Origin of the sequence: Paenibacillus sp. FSL H7-0942, from assembly GCF_045040715.1 — a bacterium.
Taxonomy (GTDB): domain Bacteria; phylum Bacillota; class Bacilli; order Paenibacillales; family Paenibacillaceae; genus Paenibacillus; species Paenibacillus amylolyticus.
In genome coordinates this window covers 6275488-6292324 of the sequence record NZ_CP150279.1, presented here as the reverse complement: position 1 = coordinate 6292324, position 16837 = coordinate 6275488, and the positions used below count along the sequence as shown (strand labels likewise).

Here is a 16837-nt window from a genome sequence, read left to right as displayed (position 1 = left end):
TGCATACATGGGTTTCTTTTTGCCAAGAATCCCCTCAAAGTTAGCTGGGGGCGTAACTTTTTCCACAAAAAGCAGTCTATTAATAGAAGAGTATACTAGAGATCTCGCTATCGGCTGCCTACTTGGCAGTGTTCGTGATGTCTAAGATTGATATACAAGATGGGAGAGACGTTTCAGACATGCTGGGGAAACATGAGAAACAGCTGGAAGACGTTAAGGGCAGTAAGGTGAAGAAATGGGCAATTGTGACGCTGGCGGGTGTAATCTGGATTGCACCGGTGATGAGCGCAGGCGGGCAGATGTGGTCAGGCACTTCGTGGAAATCGGTGGCCGCAGCAGCATCTACAAATACAAGCAAGTTGAGTGAAGAAATTCTGACTTCGGGTGCGAAGCTCATGAAATACAGATATACAACAACACGTTCCGGTTCCAAGGTCAACGTACTGGCGGATGTAGTCCAGGTGGATCTGCAGAACCCGTATGTGAAGCTGGATGTAATGACAGGCAAGGGCGGTAATCTGAACAGTAAACAGAGCACAGGTGCCATGGCCAAGGAAAACGGTGCAGTAGCTGCTGTAAATGGCGATTACTTCAATGTATCCGGCGAGCTCGCACCCATTGGTGGACAGGTCTCCGATGGCGTGCTGGTCTCCACACCTTCTGAGCTGTCAGGCATGTATGCCCTGACGGTGACCAAGGATGGTAAACCGATGATCGACGAGTATTCCTTTGACGGAACAGTGAAGGCACAGGATGGTTCAACTTTTGCTTTGCGTGGGATAAATAAAGAGGATTATACGGTAGAGTCGGGTGCGGTGAAGTATAGTCATGCCAACTCGATGTATATTTATACACCGGCATGGACATCGAGCAAACGACCAAATGATCCTTCCACAACGCCAACAGAGGTTCTCGTGCAGAACGGAGTAATTACCCAAATCTCGGATAAAAAAGCGTTAAACATGACGGTGCCGAAGGATGGGTACATTTTGCGTGCGCATGGAACAGCGGCGACATGGATCATGAGCCATCTATCCGTTGGGCAAACCTTGGATGCGGATTACAAGCTAAAAGCCAAAACAACCGGGCAATCGGTTGATCCTAGTAACCTGGAGATGATGATTGGCGGTCATACCATTTTGGTGAACGGTGGAAAGGCAGCTTCCTTTTCCCGTGATATCGCATCTTCCGGCATTGGTGGCATTCGTGCCAGAACGGCAGTAGGATACTCCCAGGATGGTCGGTATGTCTACATCATCGCAGCGGAGAAAAACAGTAACAGCAGCGGGATGTCGCTGACGGAACTGCAATCCTTTATGACCAGTGTGGGTGTCTGGAAAGGCATGAACCTGGATGGAGGCGGCTCCACAACCATGGTAACACGTCCGTTGGGTGAGCAAACCGCTGGTCTGACGTTCAACACAGAGTATGGCACCGAGCAACGTCAGGTTGTAAACACGCTAGGTGTGTTCTCTACGGCTCCTGTAGGTAAACTGAAGGGCTTTGCCGTGAGTGGTAGCCAAACGTTGCTGGTGGGTCAAGAGGGCAAGTACACAGCCAAAGGATATGACACCTACTACAACCCGATCGCAACAGGCGATATCAGCATGTCCTGGAAGTCCAGCAACAACAGCATCGTGAGTGTCAGCAACGGTACAATCAAAGGCGTGAAGCCAGGCACAGCAACGCTGACGGCAACGAGCAATGGAGCTTCATCCTCGATTAAAGTATCGGTATTGGGTGGAAGTGAATTGGCTTCCCTGACAGCAGGATCGGGTCTCGGTTCGCTCCAAGCAGGCACAACGATGTCCATTCCTGTAACGGCAACAACGAAGAGCGGACAAAGTGTGACGGTTCCGGCAGACTCGCTGACATGGGAATTTATCGGGTTCAAAGGTAAAGTTACTGCTGACCAATTAACGGTATCTTCCGTTAATTCTGGTGCACAAGTAGGATATGCGATTGGTCGTTATGATGGTTACAGCACAGTCGTAGTACTCTCGGCTTCTGCAAGTGAAACGATCTGGGAGAACTTCGAAAACGTGAATTATCCGATTAACTTCACAACGAACGCAGCGGGTGTAACTGGTACGGCAACAGTCACAGCAGGAACTGGTGAAAAAGCCGGCTCCAATGTACTGCAACTCGGTTATGATATGACTGCTGGAACAGGCAAAATGTACGCTTATGCACAACTGAATGGTTCTACTGGCAGAGAGGTATCTGCAGCGGCTACGTCGATGTCGATGGATGTTATGGGAGATAAGAGCCTGAACTGGTTACGTGCCGAATTCACAGATGCCAATGGCAAAACGGTATATGCCGATCTCGCCAAGGCGATTGACTGGAACGGGTGGAAGAAGCTGAGCGTGGACCTAAACGGACTGAACATCGCCTATCCGGCGAAGCTGAAGCGGGTCTATGTGGTGAACGTGGAAGAAGGTCAGGATGAGCGTGCGAAATCAGGTACGGTTGCTTTTGACAATATCGCATTCACGATGCCTTCCAAGTCCAGTGAAGTCGGATTGCCTACGGGTACAGCTTCGCTTGTGCTTGGACAGAAATCGATGACGGTGAACGGAACGAAAAAAGTGATTGATGCAGCACCGGTCCTGAAAAATGGTACAACGTATGTGCCAATCAAACATGTTTTGGACGCTTTTGGTGGTCAGGCAAGCTGGGATAGCAAAAATCAGCGGATCACGGTATTACGTGGTGGCAAGCTGATTGATCTGGTTGTAGGGCAGAAAGAATTCATTCTGAATGGTAAAAGACAGAGCGCAACTGTTGCACCATACGTAACGGGTGGTAGGACTTTAGTCCCGCTCAGACTCGTTTCCGAGCAACTTGGTCTCACTGTAAAATGGGAACAGAAAACGAAGACCGTTACCATCTCATCGTGATATGGTATGATATATACCGGAAACGATAGAAATGGAGTCGAACAAACGTGGATTTACAAGCCGATGCCATAGACCGCGTCATTAAAAACGCCATACAAGTCATGGAAAACAGCAAATATCAAATGTTCGAAATCATGGACTCGACTCGCGATGAGCTGAAAACACTCAACGAGGAGTTGAAGTCGGTGTTGAAGGAGACGGCGGAAACGATCGAGAAAGTAGATCAGTTGGAGCTGAACTACCGCCGTTCCCGGATCCGGCTGACTGAGGTTAGCCGCGACTTTGTCCGTTATTCCGAGCATGATATCAAGCAGGCATATGAGAAAGCAACACAGCTGCAGCTGGATCTGATGATTTATCGTGAGAAGGAAATGTATCTGAAGGCCCGTCGGGATGACCTACAGAAGCGTGCCAAAAATGTGGAAGCTTCTGTGGAGCGTGCCGAGACCATCGGTTCGCAGATGGGTGTTGTACTCGAATACCTGTCAGGTGAACTAGGTCAAGTGACCCGGATCATTGAAAATGCCAAAAATCGACAAATGATTGGTTTGAAAATAATTTTGGCCCAGGAAGAAGAGCGGAAACGTATTGCTCGTGAAATTCATGACGGGCCTGCCCAGATGCTCGCCAATCTAGTGCTTAGGACGGAAATTGTAGAAAGAATGCTCATTAAGCAGGATTTTAAGATGGTCCAGGCCGAAATAGTAGATTTGAAAGGCCAGGTTCGTTCCAGTCTTGAAGAAATGAGAAAAGTTATTTTCAATCTGCGTCCTATGGCACTGGATGATCTGGGACTGATTCCAACGCTTCGGAAGTATGTGCAGGATTTTGAGGTAAAAACGAAAATCCGGTCGCTTTTTGAAACAAGAGGTAAGGAACATCGTTTATCTTCAGCCATGGAGGCTGCAATCTACCGCCTCGTGCAGGAAGGTCTGTCGAATGCTGCAAAGCATGCTTATCCCACTTATGTTGTAGTGGAAATTACATACCAGGCTCAGCTCGTCAAAATTGTCGTTCAGGACAATGGGCTTGGGTTCAAACCGGAGCTTCTTGCCAAGAAAAGCAAGGATCATACCCACTTCGGTCTGATTGGGATGAGAGAACGGGTTGAACTGTTAGAAGGAAGAATAGAGATTGAATCCGCAGAAAATCAAGGAACCAAAATAGTGATTCATATCCCGACAAACGTGGATAAGGGAAAGGAGTAGCAGGATGATGGAAAACCGTGATACTGGTAAAGCATCGATTAAAGTTCTTTTGGCTGATGATCATCAGCTGTTCCGTGAGGGACTGAAACGCATTTTAAATATGGAGGACGACATTGAGGTCATCGGTGAATGCGGCGATGGTATTCAAGTGCTCGAATTCTGCAATCAGGATAAACCTGATATCGTATTGATGGATATCAACATGCCGATCGAAAACGGGGTTGAGGCAACGGAGAAATTACGTGAGCTGTTCCCTGATGTCAAAGTAATTATCTTGTCCATTCATGATGATGAAAGTTATGTATTTGAGACGCTTCGTAAAGGGGCTAACGGATACTTGCTGAAGGATATGGAGGCAGAGTCTCTGATCAATGCGATTCGTTCCGTGCATGAAGGACATGCGTTCATACATCCGAAAGTAACAGGCAAACTGATCATGCAGCTGCGTCGTATGACGTATCTTAATGAAACAGGGGCAATGAGTGAAGGAGCTTCGAAGGAAGCCGGTGTTAAATTTGTCGCTGGCGACAATAACCCGCTCACACGTCGTGAGGCTGAAGTGCTTCGCTTGATGGCAGAAGGTAAGAGCAATAAAATGATTGGTGAATTCCTGTTCATCAGTGAAAAAACAGTAAAAAACCATGTCAGCAGTATTCTGCAGAAGATGGAAGTGGACGACCGTACGCAAGCTGTTATCAATTCGATCAAATATGGTTGGGTTACGCTCTAATACCTTATGTTTTTCGTAAAGCAGTATTCTTACGGTAAGTCAGTCCATTGGTTGATTAAACCTTGACGAAGTATAGATTGGTGTTCACTCGCGCCCTTTCCAGAATGTTGGATTGGTCTGCGGGTTAATGGACTTTATCACTGCAAATGAGCAAAGCGTAAGGCTGTGCGGAACATATGTTCAAGCTTAGGCGTGAATGAATGACCTGGCCTGTCTTTCTTCGTCCGGTGTCGATCAGCGTGGAATATGAGTGATAGGAAATGCGAGTGTAACCCTTCAGGAAGTACAGCATATACTTGTTGTATACAGGGATGTTCGCCATGGGTGAGCATGACCTTCCGAGGAGGTGCAGTTGCCATGGTTGCTCATCTGACTATGATTCTGCTCATATACTTCCTGGCGGCAATGGCCGTTCATGCCATGCACCAGCGCCATCTTTCCCGTCCCGAATCTGAAGGTTTCGAGCAGATCCTGCTCATCCCTTCCAATCAGGCAGGGCGGATCGAAGGCATTGTAAGAGAACTTTGCCGGGAATTATTATACCGTGGTAAGAGCTTCAGATTAACCGTTGTTGCTGATCGTACAGAAGCGGAAACGATTACGATTATTGAAAAGCTTATGCAAAGGCAAGGCATGGAGACATCTTATCTGCCTGCTGTCCCTGCTGATATTGAACGGGTAGCACAGACCGATCACACGTTTCGCCTGATTGATTTGCGTGAGTCAGAGCAATAAATCATCATGTGAACGGAAATGGGATTAACATTGCACAGATCTACAGTGAAAAGATTACAGCAGAAGCTGTAGTCTTTTTTTGTAATTGTAGCCAAGTCTGCTTTTAAATTAAAAATGGGTTTTTATGCAATCTATGGTTATTGTCTGGGTTTTGACGAGTTCAAGAGTATTAAAATAAACTTTTCGAAGTCAGAACTCTTAATTTAAAAGTATAGACGATTCAGATTGGAAAAAGTTTCGCAATTTTAAAGAAAGATTCTGGTTATTAGCAGAATTGTATGATGGAATCATGTTGTGTAACTAACCTTGTGATGTAAAGGTTCAATTGGTATAGTGATAAGTAAGATTGATCATACGAAGATGGAATATGGACATGAAGCACATGCTCCGGCGAACAGCCGGATTGGCATGTGCTTTTTTTGCGTTCAGGAGAAAGTACGATGGGGGAGGAGAGTAAATGAAGGTTGCTTTGTATATGTGCCGTGTAGGGGAAGGGTGGAACATGATGTTATCACTCGATATTCGAGTGGATGTGGTTTGGTGGCTAGAGGAAGGAAGTGGGCGACATGTGCTGCGCTGGTTGCTGTTAGATACGGCGTTGCCGTTAAGTCAGGCATCCTGGTTGGTTGAACATTTTGAGATGGAGCGAGGTATGGATCAGTGGGGCCAGCACGAATGGCAGAGTTATCTTGCACGGAAGCTGGATGTGTATGAATTGGCCTCTGGGGAAACAGAGGCCAGAAAAGGTATAGCAGGCAAAGCGGGGAGTGCCGCTGCGCGTGGTGCGTTGGTAGGCGGGATGCCAGAGCCGTATCCCGCCGTGCAGTGGGCTCAGCTGGAGCGGGACGCGGCCCTGCTGGCTGAGCGGATCAGCGGCCGCCAATTACTGGCGGCCGAGGCGGAGGCGTTGCTGGCGGATACCGCCCAGCCGCCAGAGGATTGGCGCGCGGCTGCGCAGCTCGCGCGCTTGCACGGGCGGCTGAGTATCACAGCCGCCCTCGAAGGGCCTGCCACGCGCCGTCGGCACGCGTGGCTTGGACGCGCGCGAGCGCGCCCCGCTGCCACCGTTGTGGCAGCAAAGCCAGGCAGCGCGTGCCCTGCGCTGCCTGCGGATTGGCGGCGTGCGCCTACTGCGAGGCTTGCCTCGCGCTAGGGCGCAGCCGTGCTTGTGCGCTGCTGCTACGCAGTGCAGCGCAAGGGGCCGTGCCACGACGCGGCGAAGCACCGCGTCGTGGCACGGTTTTGGCCCCCACCGGCGGCGGGCTCGCCCGGTGGGGGCTAAGCGCAGCGCAGAGCGCGGCAGCAGCCGCGGCGCTTGCGTTTTTGGCCCGCCCACCCGCAGGGGATGGGCCGGGTCGGTTTTTGCTGTGGGCCGTGACCGGGGCCGGCAAGACCGAGATGATATTCCCACTGCTCCAACATACATTGGATCGTGGCGGACGAGCTTTGGTCGCTACGCCGCGCAGGGATGTGGTGCTGGAACTAGCTCCGCGTCTGGCCAAAGCTTTTCCGGACACCTCGCTCGCTACCCTTTACGGAGGCAGTGACGAACGCTGGAAAGACGCTCAGCTCACGCTTGCGACCACACACCAACTGATGCGTTTTTATCAGGGATTTGATCTCGTCATCATCGACGAACTAGATGCTTTCCCTTATCACAACGATCCCATGCTCGCTCACGCGGCGGCATCCTCCTGTAAACCAGACGGGAATTTCGTATATCTATCTGCTACACCGCCAGCTCGGCTGCAGAGGGAAGCAGCGCAGGGAAAACTCACTCATGCCAAAGTTCCAGTACGTTTCCACCGACATCCTTTGCCTGTCCCGCGCTTAGTCAAAATGGTTACCGTTGCTGAATGTATTAAGAAACGAAATCTTCCTTCTGCCTTGAGGACTAACATCCAAATCTCATTGGAGCGTGACGCCCAGGTATTTTTGTTTGTGACACGCATTGCCCAGATTGAGACGTTTGTTAACCTGATGCGTCGTACTTTTCCCGGAATCCATATTGAAGGAACTTCATCTCAAGACCCCGATCGCGCTAGCAAAGTTACAGCCTTTCGTGATCGCGACATTCGTCTGCTCGTAACGACAACGATTTTAGAGCGTGGCGTGACCATTCCGCGCAGTGATGTTTTTATATTGGATGCAGACAATAGTCTCTTTGATGAAGCTTCACTGGTCCAGATGGCGGGTAGAGCAGGGCGTTCCATGGATGACCCGGCGGGTAGAGTGGTTTTTGCATCATCTCGTCGGACACGTTCACAGGTGAAGGCCGTTGCCCAGATTCGGAAAATGAACACCATCGCTCGTCGCAAAGGCTACCTGCATCCATCATCCCAGACATAATTGTCATCTGCCCAGTTCGTATCCACATATCACAATACATTCCCGAGACTGGAGGTATGCCCCCTATGTTCAACTGGCTCAGCAACATAACCGATCACGCACAACACCTGACCCAGCGTCTCCATCACCTGCTCGCCCCACCGGGAGCGACTTGTCTGACATGCGGCACTCAAGCGATCCTGTCTCCAATCTATCCGGGTATATGCCCACGTTGTATGAAGCAGATTCCATGGATTCGTTCCATCCGTTGCCTGCGTTGTGGTCGGGGAGTCGGTTGCCCGGACTGTGCTCGTCCACACTTGCAAAACCGTTCTTTTATCCTCAACCGCAGTGCCGTACAATACAACACTTTAATGAAAGAATGGATCGGCATGTACAAATTCAGAGGCCATGAACGATACGCGCCGCTCTTAACCGCGCTGTTGATTCAAGCCTTTCAAGCGATGAGAGATGAACAGAATTCTACTTTGGCAAAAGAACCCCCAGCCCCCGTGGCTTATTCCGCCACACTTGCTCAACAAAAGAAGCCGCAATGGCGGCCTGACGCGGTCACCTATGTCCCGGTGAGCAGCGAGCGTCTGGCCGAGCGTGGCTTCAATCAGGCGGAGCGGTTGGCTGCTGGACTTGCCACCGCCTGCCGCCTACCCATCGTGGATCTGTTGCAGCGCCAGATTAACACCACCAAACAAAGCTTCAAATCACGCGGTGAGCGTATTGAAACGATGAAGGACGCTTTTTCCATCAACCCGGATGGCACGAAGTTAATTGAAGAGCTATACAAGGGATCTCATCTGCCAACACATATGGGCATATCGCGTGCCAAACCCATACAGTTACTGCTGATTGATGATATCTATACAACAGGCAGCACCTTGGACGCTTGTGGCCGGGTTATTCTTAATGCTGGCTTCCACATGGAGATTCCGGTCGATATTTACACACTGACATTGGCGAGATCGTGATCGGCAAATCAGTATACTGAGCTACTGTTTAATATTCTTCAAGTCTGCCTGTATACACAACCTACGCTTTACCTTCTAGTAGACAGGAAAATATGTTCCTTTATTAATCATTGGTACGTTAATGCGTGTCTCCATTCCATTTATTCCGTTTGAAATATAGTTGTTTGATGAAATTATTAATGAAAGCGTAATAAGAAATTTTTTACATGTAAAAAAGAGGAATTGGTTTTCTCGCGCAGAATAGATAGTTTTGCCGTTCACCACAGGTGACAGTATAGGGAGTGGCACAACATATCTGTTGAAGGGGAGAACAAAAGTGGTTGCAGGAAAAAGAAAAAATGGATTTTACTTATGGACCGTCCGTCTACTAGTATTCATGCTGGTATTCGGACAGTTTGGCGTGTATGGGGGGAATCGGGCACATGCAGCGGTAGGAAGTGGAGTAATTTCATCAAGCAATGATTATCAATATGTAATGACCAACGACAACGGCCAACTACAAGTGAACCAAAAATCAGTTAAACTGAGTTGGGCGAGATCCTACAATATTTCATCAACAGGTTATTCGTTCACCAGAATGCAGTCTATCCTGGGTTTCACAAGTGATATTACTAATATAAGTTTTGGATCGTATACTTCAAAATATTCTGGACAGATCGACAATGCTTTTCTTATCGATCTGAGCAAAATTCGTGAGATTGCTACTGAGATGACGTACAGACAACCGTATAACCAAGTTGGCGAGTGGACGATCACACACTATAATGTGCTAGGTCAACTAACGCCAATTGATGTACACGATTATGATGTTAGACAATTGAGTCTGGTTGTGAACGCAGATACGGGAGAAGTTGTAGACTTTTACTCTGAACTTAATCCGTATTATACACGTAAAGCTGAACCCGCTTCTTTTACCAAACAGGAGGTAAATCCGTTACCGATTAATAACGTACCATCTGTGCCTTCGAATATAACGGGTAACTCAAGTGAAAACACGACTCATATTCGCTGGGATCATGCACAGGAAGCTGTACAGTATGAAATTGAGCGTGATGGTATTTTAATGGGGCCTTATTATGGTACGAGCTTGGATGATGCCGTACTCATTCCTAACAAAAATTACTCTTACAAAATACGTGCTATGAATTCTATAGGGAAAAGTGATTGGAGTAGTGTCTTTAATATCAAAACACTGCTTAACGAACCTGTTATCTCCACGAGCTCTGAGCAAGGGAAAAATATAATAGAGTGGACTGCAATTAATCATGCCGATGGATATCAACTCCAGATTGATGGTGGAGCCCCAATTGATCTAGGTAAAGTAACTACTTATGAACACGTTGGTTTGGAGGCGAATTCCAGTCATACCTATGCATTAAAAGCAGTATCTTCAGATAATGAGAGCAACTGGAGTAGAACGGCTACACAACTTGTTGTACCTGACTCAGCAAGTGGTTTGAAAATTACAGAAAATACATTTAATAAAATCTCTTTAAGTTGGACTGCAATTAAAGGTTCTAGTGGATATGACATGGAGGTTGATGGAGTCGTCGTTCCGGTCTCTGGAACAACATACAGCAAGACAGCTCTTACGCCCAATACCGAGCACACATTTCGATTGAGATCTAAAAATGCAGGCGGTGTAGGTAAGTGGACTGACATGCTAACTGTTTCGACACTTCTAAGTACGCCTGTTATTAAAGCGATTTCTTCCCAAGAAGATATGATTTTGGCATGGCCTGTAATTGAGGGGGCTACCTCTTATGAGGTTGAAGCTGATGGAGTTAACGTAGGAATTGTTGTAGATCCGGCTTATACACACACTGACCTATCACCAGGGACACTTCATAAATATCGTGTACGAGCTTTGAATGATACGAATACAAGTGCATGGACTACAATGTTGTCCCAAAGTACACTCCCTGGTCCTGTTTCGAATCTCACTATAAACTCGGTCACTAATGCAGCTATTGGTCTGAAATGGACAGCAGTGACAGGAGCGACAGGATATGATTTGGAGATTGACGGTGCAATTGTACCTGTCACTGGCGTAGCCTACACAAAGAGTAGCCTTGCAGCGAATACAGAACACACCTTCCGTATTCGTTCGAAAAATGCTGCAGGTGTGGGTGAATGGAGTAATCCGCTCAGTACAACGACACTGTTGAATACACCTGTATTAAAGGCGGCATCAGAAGAAACGAATATCAACCTGACTTGGGCTGATGTAGCAGATGCGACTACATACGAGATTGAGGCGGACGGAGCAGTAGTGGCAACGGTAGAAGAGCCTAACTATAACCATATAGCGCTGCTGCCAGGAACTGCCCATAAGTATCGTATTCGTGCGTTGACGGATACGAATACTAGTGCATGGACAGCAATCCTGACGCAAAGTACGATACCTGCTTCAGTTACAGGATTAACAGTAAGCTCGGTTACGAATGTAGCCATTGCATTGAAATGGACAGCGGTAACTGGAGCAACAGGATACGATCTGGAGATCGATGGAACGGTTGTCCCAGTGACGGGGGTAGCCTATACGAAGAGTGGTCTTGTGGCCAATACAGATCATACCTTCCGAATCCGTTCCAAGAACGCCGCAGGTGTAGGGGCATGGAGTGAGTTGATCAGTGGAACAACACTTCTAAATACACCGGTATTAAAAGCAACATCAGAAGAAACTGCAATCAATTTGACATGGGCAGCCATTACTGATGCAACGAAGTATGAGATTGAAGCCGATGGAGCAGTAGTAGCAACAGTAAGGGAACCTAGCTTTATCCATACAACACTGCTTCCAGGAACAGCCCATAAATATCGCATTCGTGCGTTAGCTGAGACCAATACAAGTGCATGGACAGCAATTATGACGCAAAGCACGATTCCTGCTTCAGTGACAGGATTGACCATTAGTTCAATAACGAACGTGGCTATTGCATTGAAGTGGACAGCAGTTACAGGTGCAACGGGATATGATCTGGAGATCGACGGTACCGTTGTCCCAGTAACGGGAGTAGCGTATACGAAGAGCGGTCTTGCAACAAACACAGATCATATCTTCCGTATTCGCTCGAAAAATGCCGCCGGTGTAGGTACATGGAGTGATCTGATCAGTGGAACAACGCAGTTGAACACACCCGTTTTGAAAGTAGCATCGGAAGAGACTGCAATCAACCTCACATGGGCTGAGGTAGCAGACGCAACCACTTATGAAATTGAAGCAGATGGTGCAGTGATTGCCACAGTTAGTGATCCGGCATACTCACATAATGGATTGTTACCAGGAACTGCACACAAGTATCGTATACGTGCTCTAACGAATACCAATACGAGTGTATGGACTGCTATGCTGACTCAAAGTACGATACCAGCTTCAGTTGCAGGACTTAATATTAGTTCTGTTACGAATGTGGGTATCACTCTAAAGTGGACAGCAGTAACCGGAGCCACGGGATATGACCTAGAAATTGATGGTGCAGTTGTCCCGGTGACGGGAGTGGCATATACGAAGAGTGGTCTTGCTGCGAATACTGAGCACACCTTCCGTATTCGTTCAAAGAACGCCGCAGGAGTGGGAGCCTGGAGCGATCTGATCAGTGGTATGACGCTTTTAAACACACCTGTATTAAAGGCAACCTCGGACGAAACTACGATCAATCTATCATGGGCGGATGTAGCGGATATGACCGCGTATGAAGTTGAGGCTGATGGTACCATCGTTGGAATAGTTAGTGATCCAGTATACACACACGATGGTTTATTGCCTGGAACGGCTCACAAGTATAGAATTCGCGCGTTAAAGGGTGAAAACACAAGTGCATGGACAGCAGTGCTGACGCAAAGCACCTTACCTGCTACAGTTAATGGTTTCATGTTAAATACAGCTACACCTGTTGCTATTTCATTGAAATGGAGCCCAGTTACAGGCGCCACTGCTTACGATTTGGAAATTGACGGTGTTGTAATTTCTGTGAGTGGATCTGCTTATACGAAAAGTGGTCTTCTAGCCAATACAGATCATACCTTCCGCATTCGTGCCAAAAATGCTGCTGGCATGGGTAGCTGGAGTGAGATCGTAACCGCCTCGACCCAATTAAATGTACCAACGACGCTGAAAGCTGTACCTGAAGAAACCGCAGTTACGCTGACATGGAATGAAGTTGTTGGTGCAACAAAATATGAGATTGAAGCAGATGGCATAGTGATTGCTACAGTAAGTGATCTCTTGTATGTGCATAATGGAGTACTTGGTGGAACAATTCATAAATATCGTATTCGTGCCCTGACTGACACTAATGTGAGTGCATGGACAGCACTATTGTCCCAAACTACGTTACCTGCCAGTGTCTCAGGTGTAAGTATTAACTCAGCAACCACAGTGGCTATTGCGCTGAGATGGACTGCTGTAACTGGAGCTACCGGGTATGATCTGGAGATTGATGGTACGGTGGTTGCCGTGAGTGGAGTTGCTTATACGAAGAGCGGACTTGCACCAAATACGGAGCATACCTTCCGGATTCGTGCCAAAAATGCTTCTGGTGCGGGAGCTTGGAGTGAGATCATAACAGGAGTGACTCAATTAACTACACCTGTGCTGAAGGGAACTTCGGACAGAACAAACGTTATTCTGACTTGGGATGCGGCTATCGGTGCTTCGTCTTACGAAATTGAAGCCGATGGGCAAATTGTGGCGACTGTCAGTGATACAACGTTTATTCATTCTGACCTGTTACCGTTCAGTTCGCATAAATATCGTATTCGGGCATTCAATGATCAGAACACAAGCATATGGTCTTCTGTACTAAGTATTAGAACATTGAATTAGGGATATAAAATTTGGGAGCAGGGTTGCGTGTATGTGCATCCTGCTCCCTTCTTTTGTTTTGCAAATAGACTATGGCTTCATCAGAGAAAATAAGGTAATCTATAGTTATTATCTATTCGGAAATGGAAGTTTGAGAGGGGCGTTTTAGCGATGAATCTGGGTAATTGTCCTCGCTGTGGTAAATTATATGCGTTGAATTTTCGAGATGTATGCTCGAATTGTATTAAAGAAATGGAACAGGAATATCAGATATGTGTAGATTATTTGCGCGAAAACAAAGGCACTAATATCCAGGAACTATCTGATGCAACAGAAGTTTCGATCAAAACCATTACCAAGTTCATCCGTGAGGGACGGATTTCCATCGAAAATGCCCCGAATATGATGTATCCTTGTGAAGTATGCGGAACATTGATTCGTGAAGGTCATATGTGTGACTCTTGTCGTCATCGCTTGACGAAAGACTTGGCTAGTGCAGCTCGTGATGTAGGTCAGAAGGATAACGGCAATATAGGCGGACGAACCTACAATGCTGTCGACAAACTACGCGATTCATAGGAACGAGGTCTTAAATACAGATCTTGCTATAACAAATGTTTTGAAACGTACCGATAAACTTATTAAAGATTATCGGTTTTTTTTATTATCCTAATCATTTCGATAACATAAAGATAAAGTAAGAAAAACGCATATCAATGTAAAATTCTAACGTGGAAGGAAGTGTAGTTCATATGAAAATCAATGAACCGAGTAGAATTGGCGCCATCAATTCATATCAAAGGAACGTTGAATCCAATCAGCAGGCTGATGCCAAGAAGAGCCGCCGTAAGGACGAGGTATCCATTTCTCCGGAGGCGATGAAGATGCTTGAGGAACAAGGGCGTACACAAGATGCAGGACGCATACAGCGGATACAGGAACTGAAAGAACAGGTCAGTTCGGGAACGTATCAGGTAGACAGCAGCAAGCTTGCTGACAAATTGCTACCGTATTTTAAGTCTTTTGATAAGGAATAGGTGATCACGTAATGGCAGCACTGGATAGATTAATTGCAGTTTTGCAGCAAATGGAACAAAGTCACCGCGATATGCTGGCACTCAGCGAGGTCAAGAGACAGGTCATTGTCAAAAACGATGTGGATGAACTCATTGCCGTTCTGAACAAAGAATCCCGTTTCATGAAACAACAGGAGCCATTGGAGATTGAACGGCAGAGCGCAGTTCACGAATTGCTTCAGGAGCGTGGTATCAAGTCCATGCTGAACCTGAACATTACGGAGATCTCGAAGCTGATTTTTGATCCGGCTGACAAACTGCGATTGCTTGAAGTCCAGAAGAAGCTGGCGGGAACACTACAGGAGTTAAAGGAAATCAATCAACTGAATCAAAAGCTGATCGAGCAATCGTTGATGTTTATTGATCTTTCAATGGATATCTTTGCTTCTCGGCCAGAACAGGATGCCACATATCAGCATCCTGCTGATAAGAACGGCAATCCAGGGCGAATCGGTCTGTTTGACACGCGTGCCTGATTAATTAGGGGGAAACCAGGTGACATCTACATTTCATTCAATCGAAACGGCTAAACGCAGTTTGTTCACACAGACGACAGCTCTTAGCACAACAGGCCATAACGTAGCCAATGCCAACACAGAAGGGTACTCACGCCAAAAGGTAAACATGCAGGCATCCATTCCAATGGAGCCATTTGCATTTCTGCATAGCACAACACCAGGACAGCTCGGTACAGGGGTGGAGTTCGACTCCATTACCCGTGTGCGCGAGAAATTCTTGGACGACCAATATCGTAATGAAAATACCAACTTCGGGAGTTGGTCCATTCAACGAGACACACTTGAGAAACTCGAAGCTATTGTAAATGAACCATCGGACACCGGATTCCGAACCGTTATGGATAATTTCTACAAATCATGGTCAGATCTGAGTAAGAATCCTGAGGACGTTACGGCACGCCGGATTGTCAAAGAAACAACTCTAGCTCTTACGGATGCGATGAATCAGATTAGCCGCCAATTGGATGCGCTTAGTCAGGATTTGGATAGTAACATCGCTGTGAAAAGTAATGAGATCCAGGGTTACCTGGGTAACATTGCAAACCTCAATAGTGCCATTGTGAAAGTAGAGTCTCTTGGCGACAATGCCAACGATTTGCGTGACCAACGTGATCTGATGACGGATAAGCTCTCCAAAATCATGAATATTACGGTCACTGATTCTCAACAAGGCTACCAGATTCAGATGAACGGACAGGCACTCGTTACAGGCGGGGCAGTACAAGTGGCGGTAGATTCTGCTTTTCTGAATGATGCATATACTGCGGGCACACTCACCAATGGTGAAGTTCATGGCATGATTAAGTCCAGAGATACATTGGTAAGTGATTACCGGAAACAAATGGATGACTTAGCTAATACGCTTGCCAACGGTGATATTGAGATTACTCTTCCTGCGGGTTCTGTCTTGCCGGATAATACTATCCTGGATGGTGTTACATACACGGGTGCAGCACGGACACTAGCTACAGATCTCAAGGTTACGGTCAAAGGTCTGAACGGACTACATCAGCTTGGATACAGCATGGATGGAACTAATTCTGGGGGAGTCCCATTCTTTACAGCAGCGGGTGGTGGAACAGCCATTACAGCTGGCAATATTTCATTGAACGCAGAGATCCTGGCTGATCCTAATAAGATTGCGACTTCGCTCCGTACATCCGATGCTTCTGGTACAGAGACTGTAATCAAAGGTAACAATACACTTGCTATCTTGCTGGCGAATCTGAAAGATACACCGATGAAATCAGCGGACGGTTTACGTAATGCAACGATCGGTGCACAATTCAGTGCCATTGTGGGACAACTGGGGGTACAATCTCAGGAAGCTGCACGTCAGACATCCAACTCGGAGTTCCTGGTGGAGCAAGTGGACACCCGTCGTCAATCTGTAAGTGGTGTATCTTTGGATGAAGAAATGTCAAATATGATCAAGTTCCAGCATGCATATAACGCATCTGCGCGATTTATGACCACATATGATGAATTACTCGATAAGTTGATTAACTCTACTGGGACAGTAGGTAGATAATGGAAAGGAGTGACAGAC

12 protein-coding genes are annotated in these 16837 nt (G+C 47.1%); all 12 read left to right on the top strand.

Annotated features, from left to right (window positions below; translation table 11 throughout):
• The first annotated feature begins 179 nt into the window (after positions 1–179).
• The 12 genes from MHI48_RS27650 (at position 180) to flgK (ending at position 16819) form a co-directional block, all read left to right on the top strand.
• Positions 180–2903, top strand: coding sequence for a stalk domain-containing protein (locus MHI48_RS27650; RefSeq protein WP_076319205.1), 2724 nt, complete (start codon positions 180–182; stop codon positions 2901–2903).
• Between the two features lie 47 nt (positions 2904–2950).
• Entirely contained in the window at positions 2951–4111 is a 1161-nt protein-coding gene (locus MHI48_RS27645; protein ID WP_076319204.1) for a sensor histidine kinase, read from the top strand.
• Between the two features lie 7 nt (positions 4112–4118).
• Positions 4119–4841, top strand: a complete 723-nt coding sequence (locus MHI48_RS27640; protein WP_026081439.1) for a response regulator transcription factor — start codon at positions 4119–4121, stop codon at positions 4839–4841.
• Positions 4842–5198: 357 nt separating this feature from the next.
• Positions 5199–5576 (top strand): hypothetical protein, encoded by a 378-nt coding sequence (locus MHI48_RS27635; RefSeq protein ID WP_036612497.1) that lies wholly within the window; start codon positions 5199–5201, stop codon positions 5574–5576.
• A 457-nt stretch (positions 5577–6033) separates the two neighbouring features.
• A complete protein-coding gene (locus tag MHI48_RS27630) occupies positions 6034–6729 on the top strand; it encodes a hypothetical protein (RefSeq protein WP_405142322.1) in 696 nt (231 codons plus the stop codon).
• Positions 6669–7925: a helicase-related protein gene (locus tag MHI48_RS27625; protein ID WP_405142320.1), complete on the top strand. Its 1257-nt coding sequence runs from the start codon at positions 6669–6671 to the stop codon at positions 7923–7925. The genes MHI48_RS27630 and MHI48_RS27625 overlap by 61 nt, the downstream gene beginning before the upstream one ends.
• A gap of 65 nt (positions 7926–7990) precedes the next feature.
• Entirely contained in the window at positions 7991–8887 is an 897-nt protein-coding gene (locus MHI48_RS27620) for a ComF family protein (RefSeq protein WP_405142318.1), read from the top strand.
• A 376-nt stretch (positions 8888–9263) separates the two neighbouring features.
• A complete protein-coding gene (locus tag MHI48_RS27615; RefSeq protein ID WP_405142316.1) occupies positions 9264–13715 on the top strand; it encodes a fibronectin type III domain-containing protein in 4452 nt (1483 codons plus the stop codon).
• A gap of 150 nt (positions 13716–13865) precedes the next feature.
• Complete coding sequence (locus tag MHI48_RS27610; RefSeq protein ID WP_076328744.1) at positions 13866–14273, top strand: TIGR03826 family flagellar region protein; 408 nt, start codon at positions 13866–13868, stop codon at positions 14271–14273.
• Between the two features lie 173 nt (positions 14274–14446).
• A complete protein-coding gene (flgM, locus tag MHI48_RS27605) occupies positions 14447–14731 on the top strand; it encodes a flagellar biosynthesis anti-sigma factor FlgM (RefSeq protein ID WP_053779526.1) in 285 nt (94 codons plus the stop codon).
• A gap of 11 nt (positions 14732–14742) precedes the next feature.
• Entirely contained in the window at positions 14743–15246 is a 504-nt protein-coding gene (locus MHI48_RS27600; protein WP_076319201.1) for a flagellar protein FlgN, read from the top strand.
• Positions 15247–15265: 19 nt separating this feature from the next.
• Positions 15266–16819: a flagellar hook-associated protein FlgK gene (gene flgK / locus MHI48_RS27595; protein WP_036612479.1), complete on the top strand. Its 1554-nt coding sequence runs from the start codon at positions 15266–15268 to the stop codon at positions 16817–16819.
• Positions 16820–16837 lie beyond the last annotated feature (18 nt).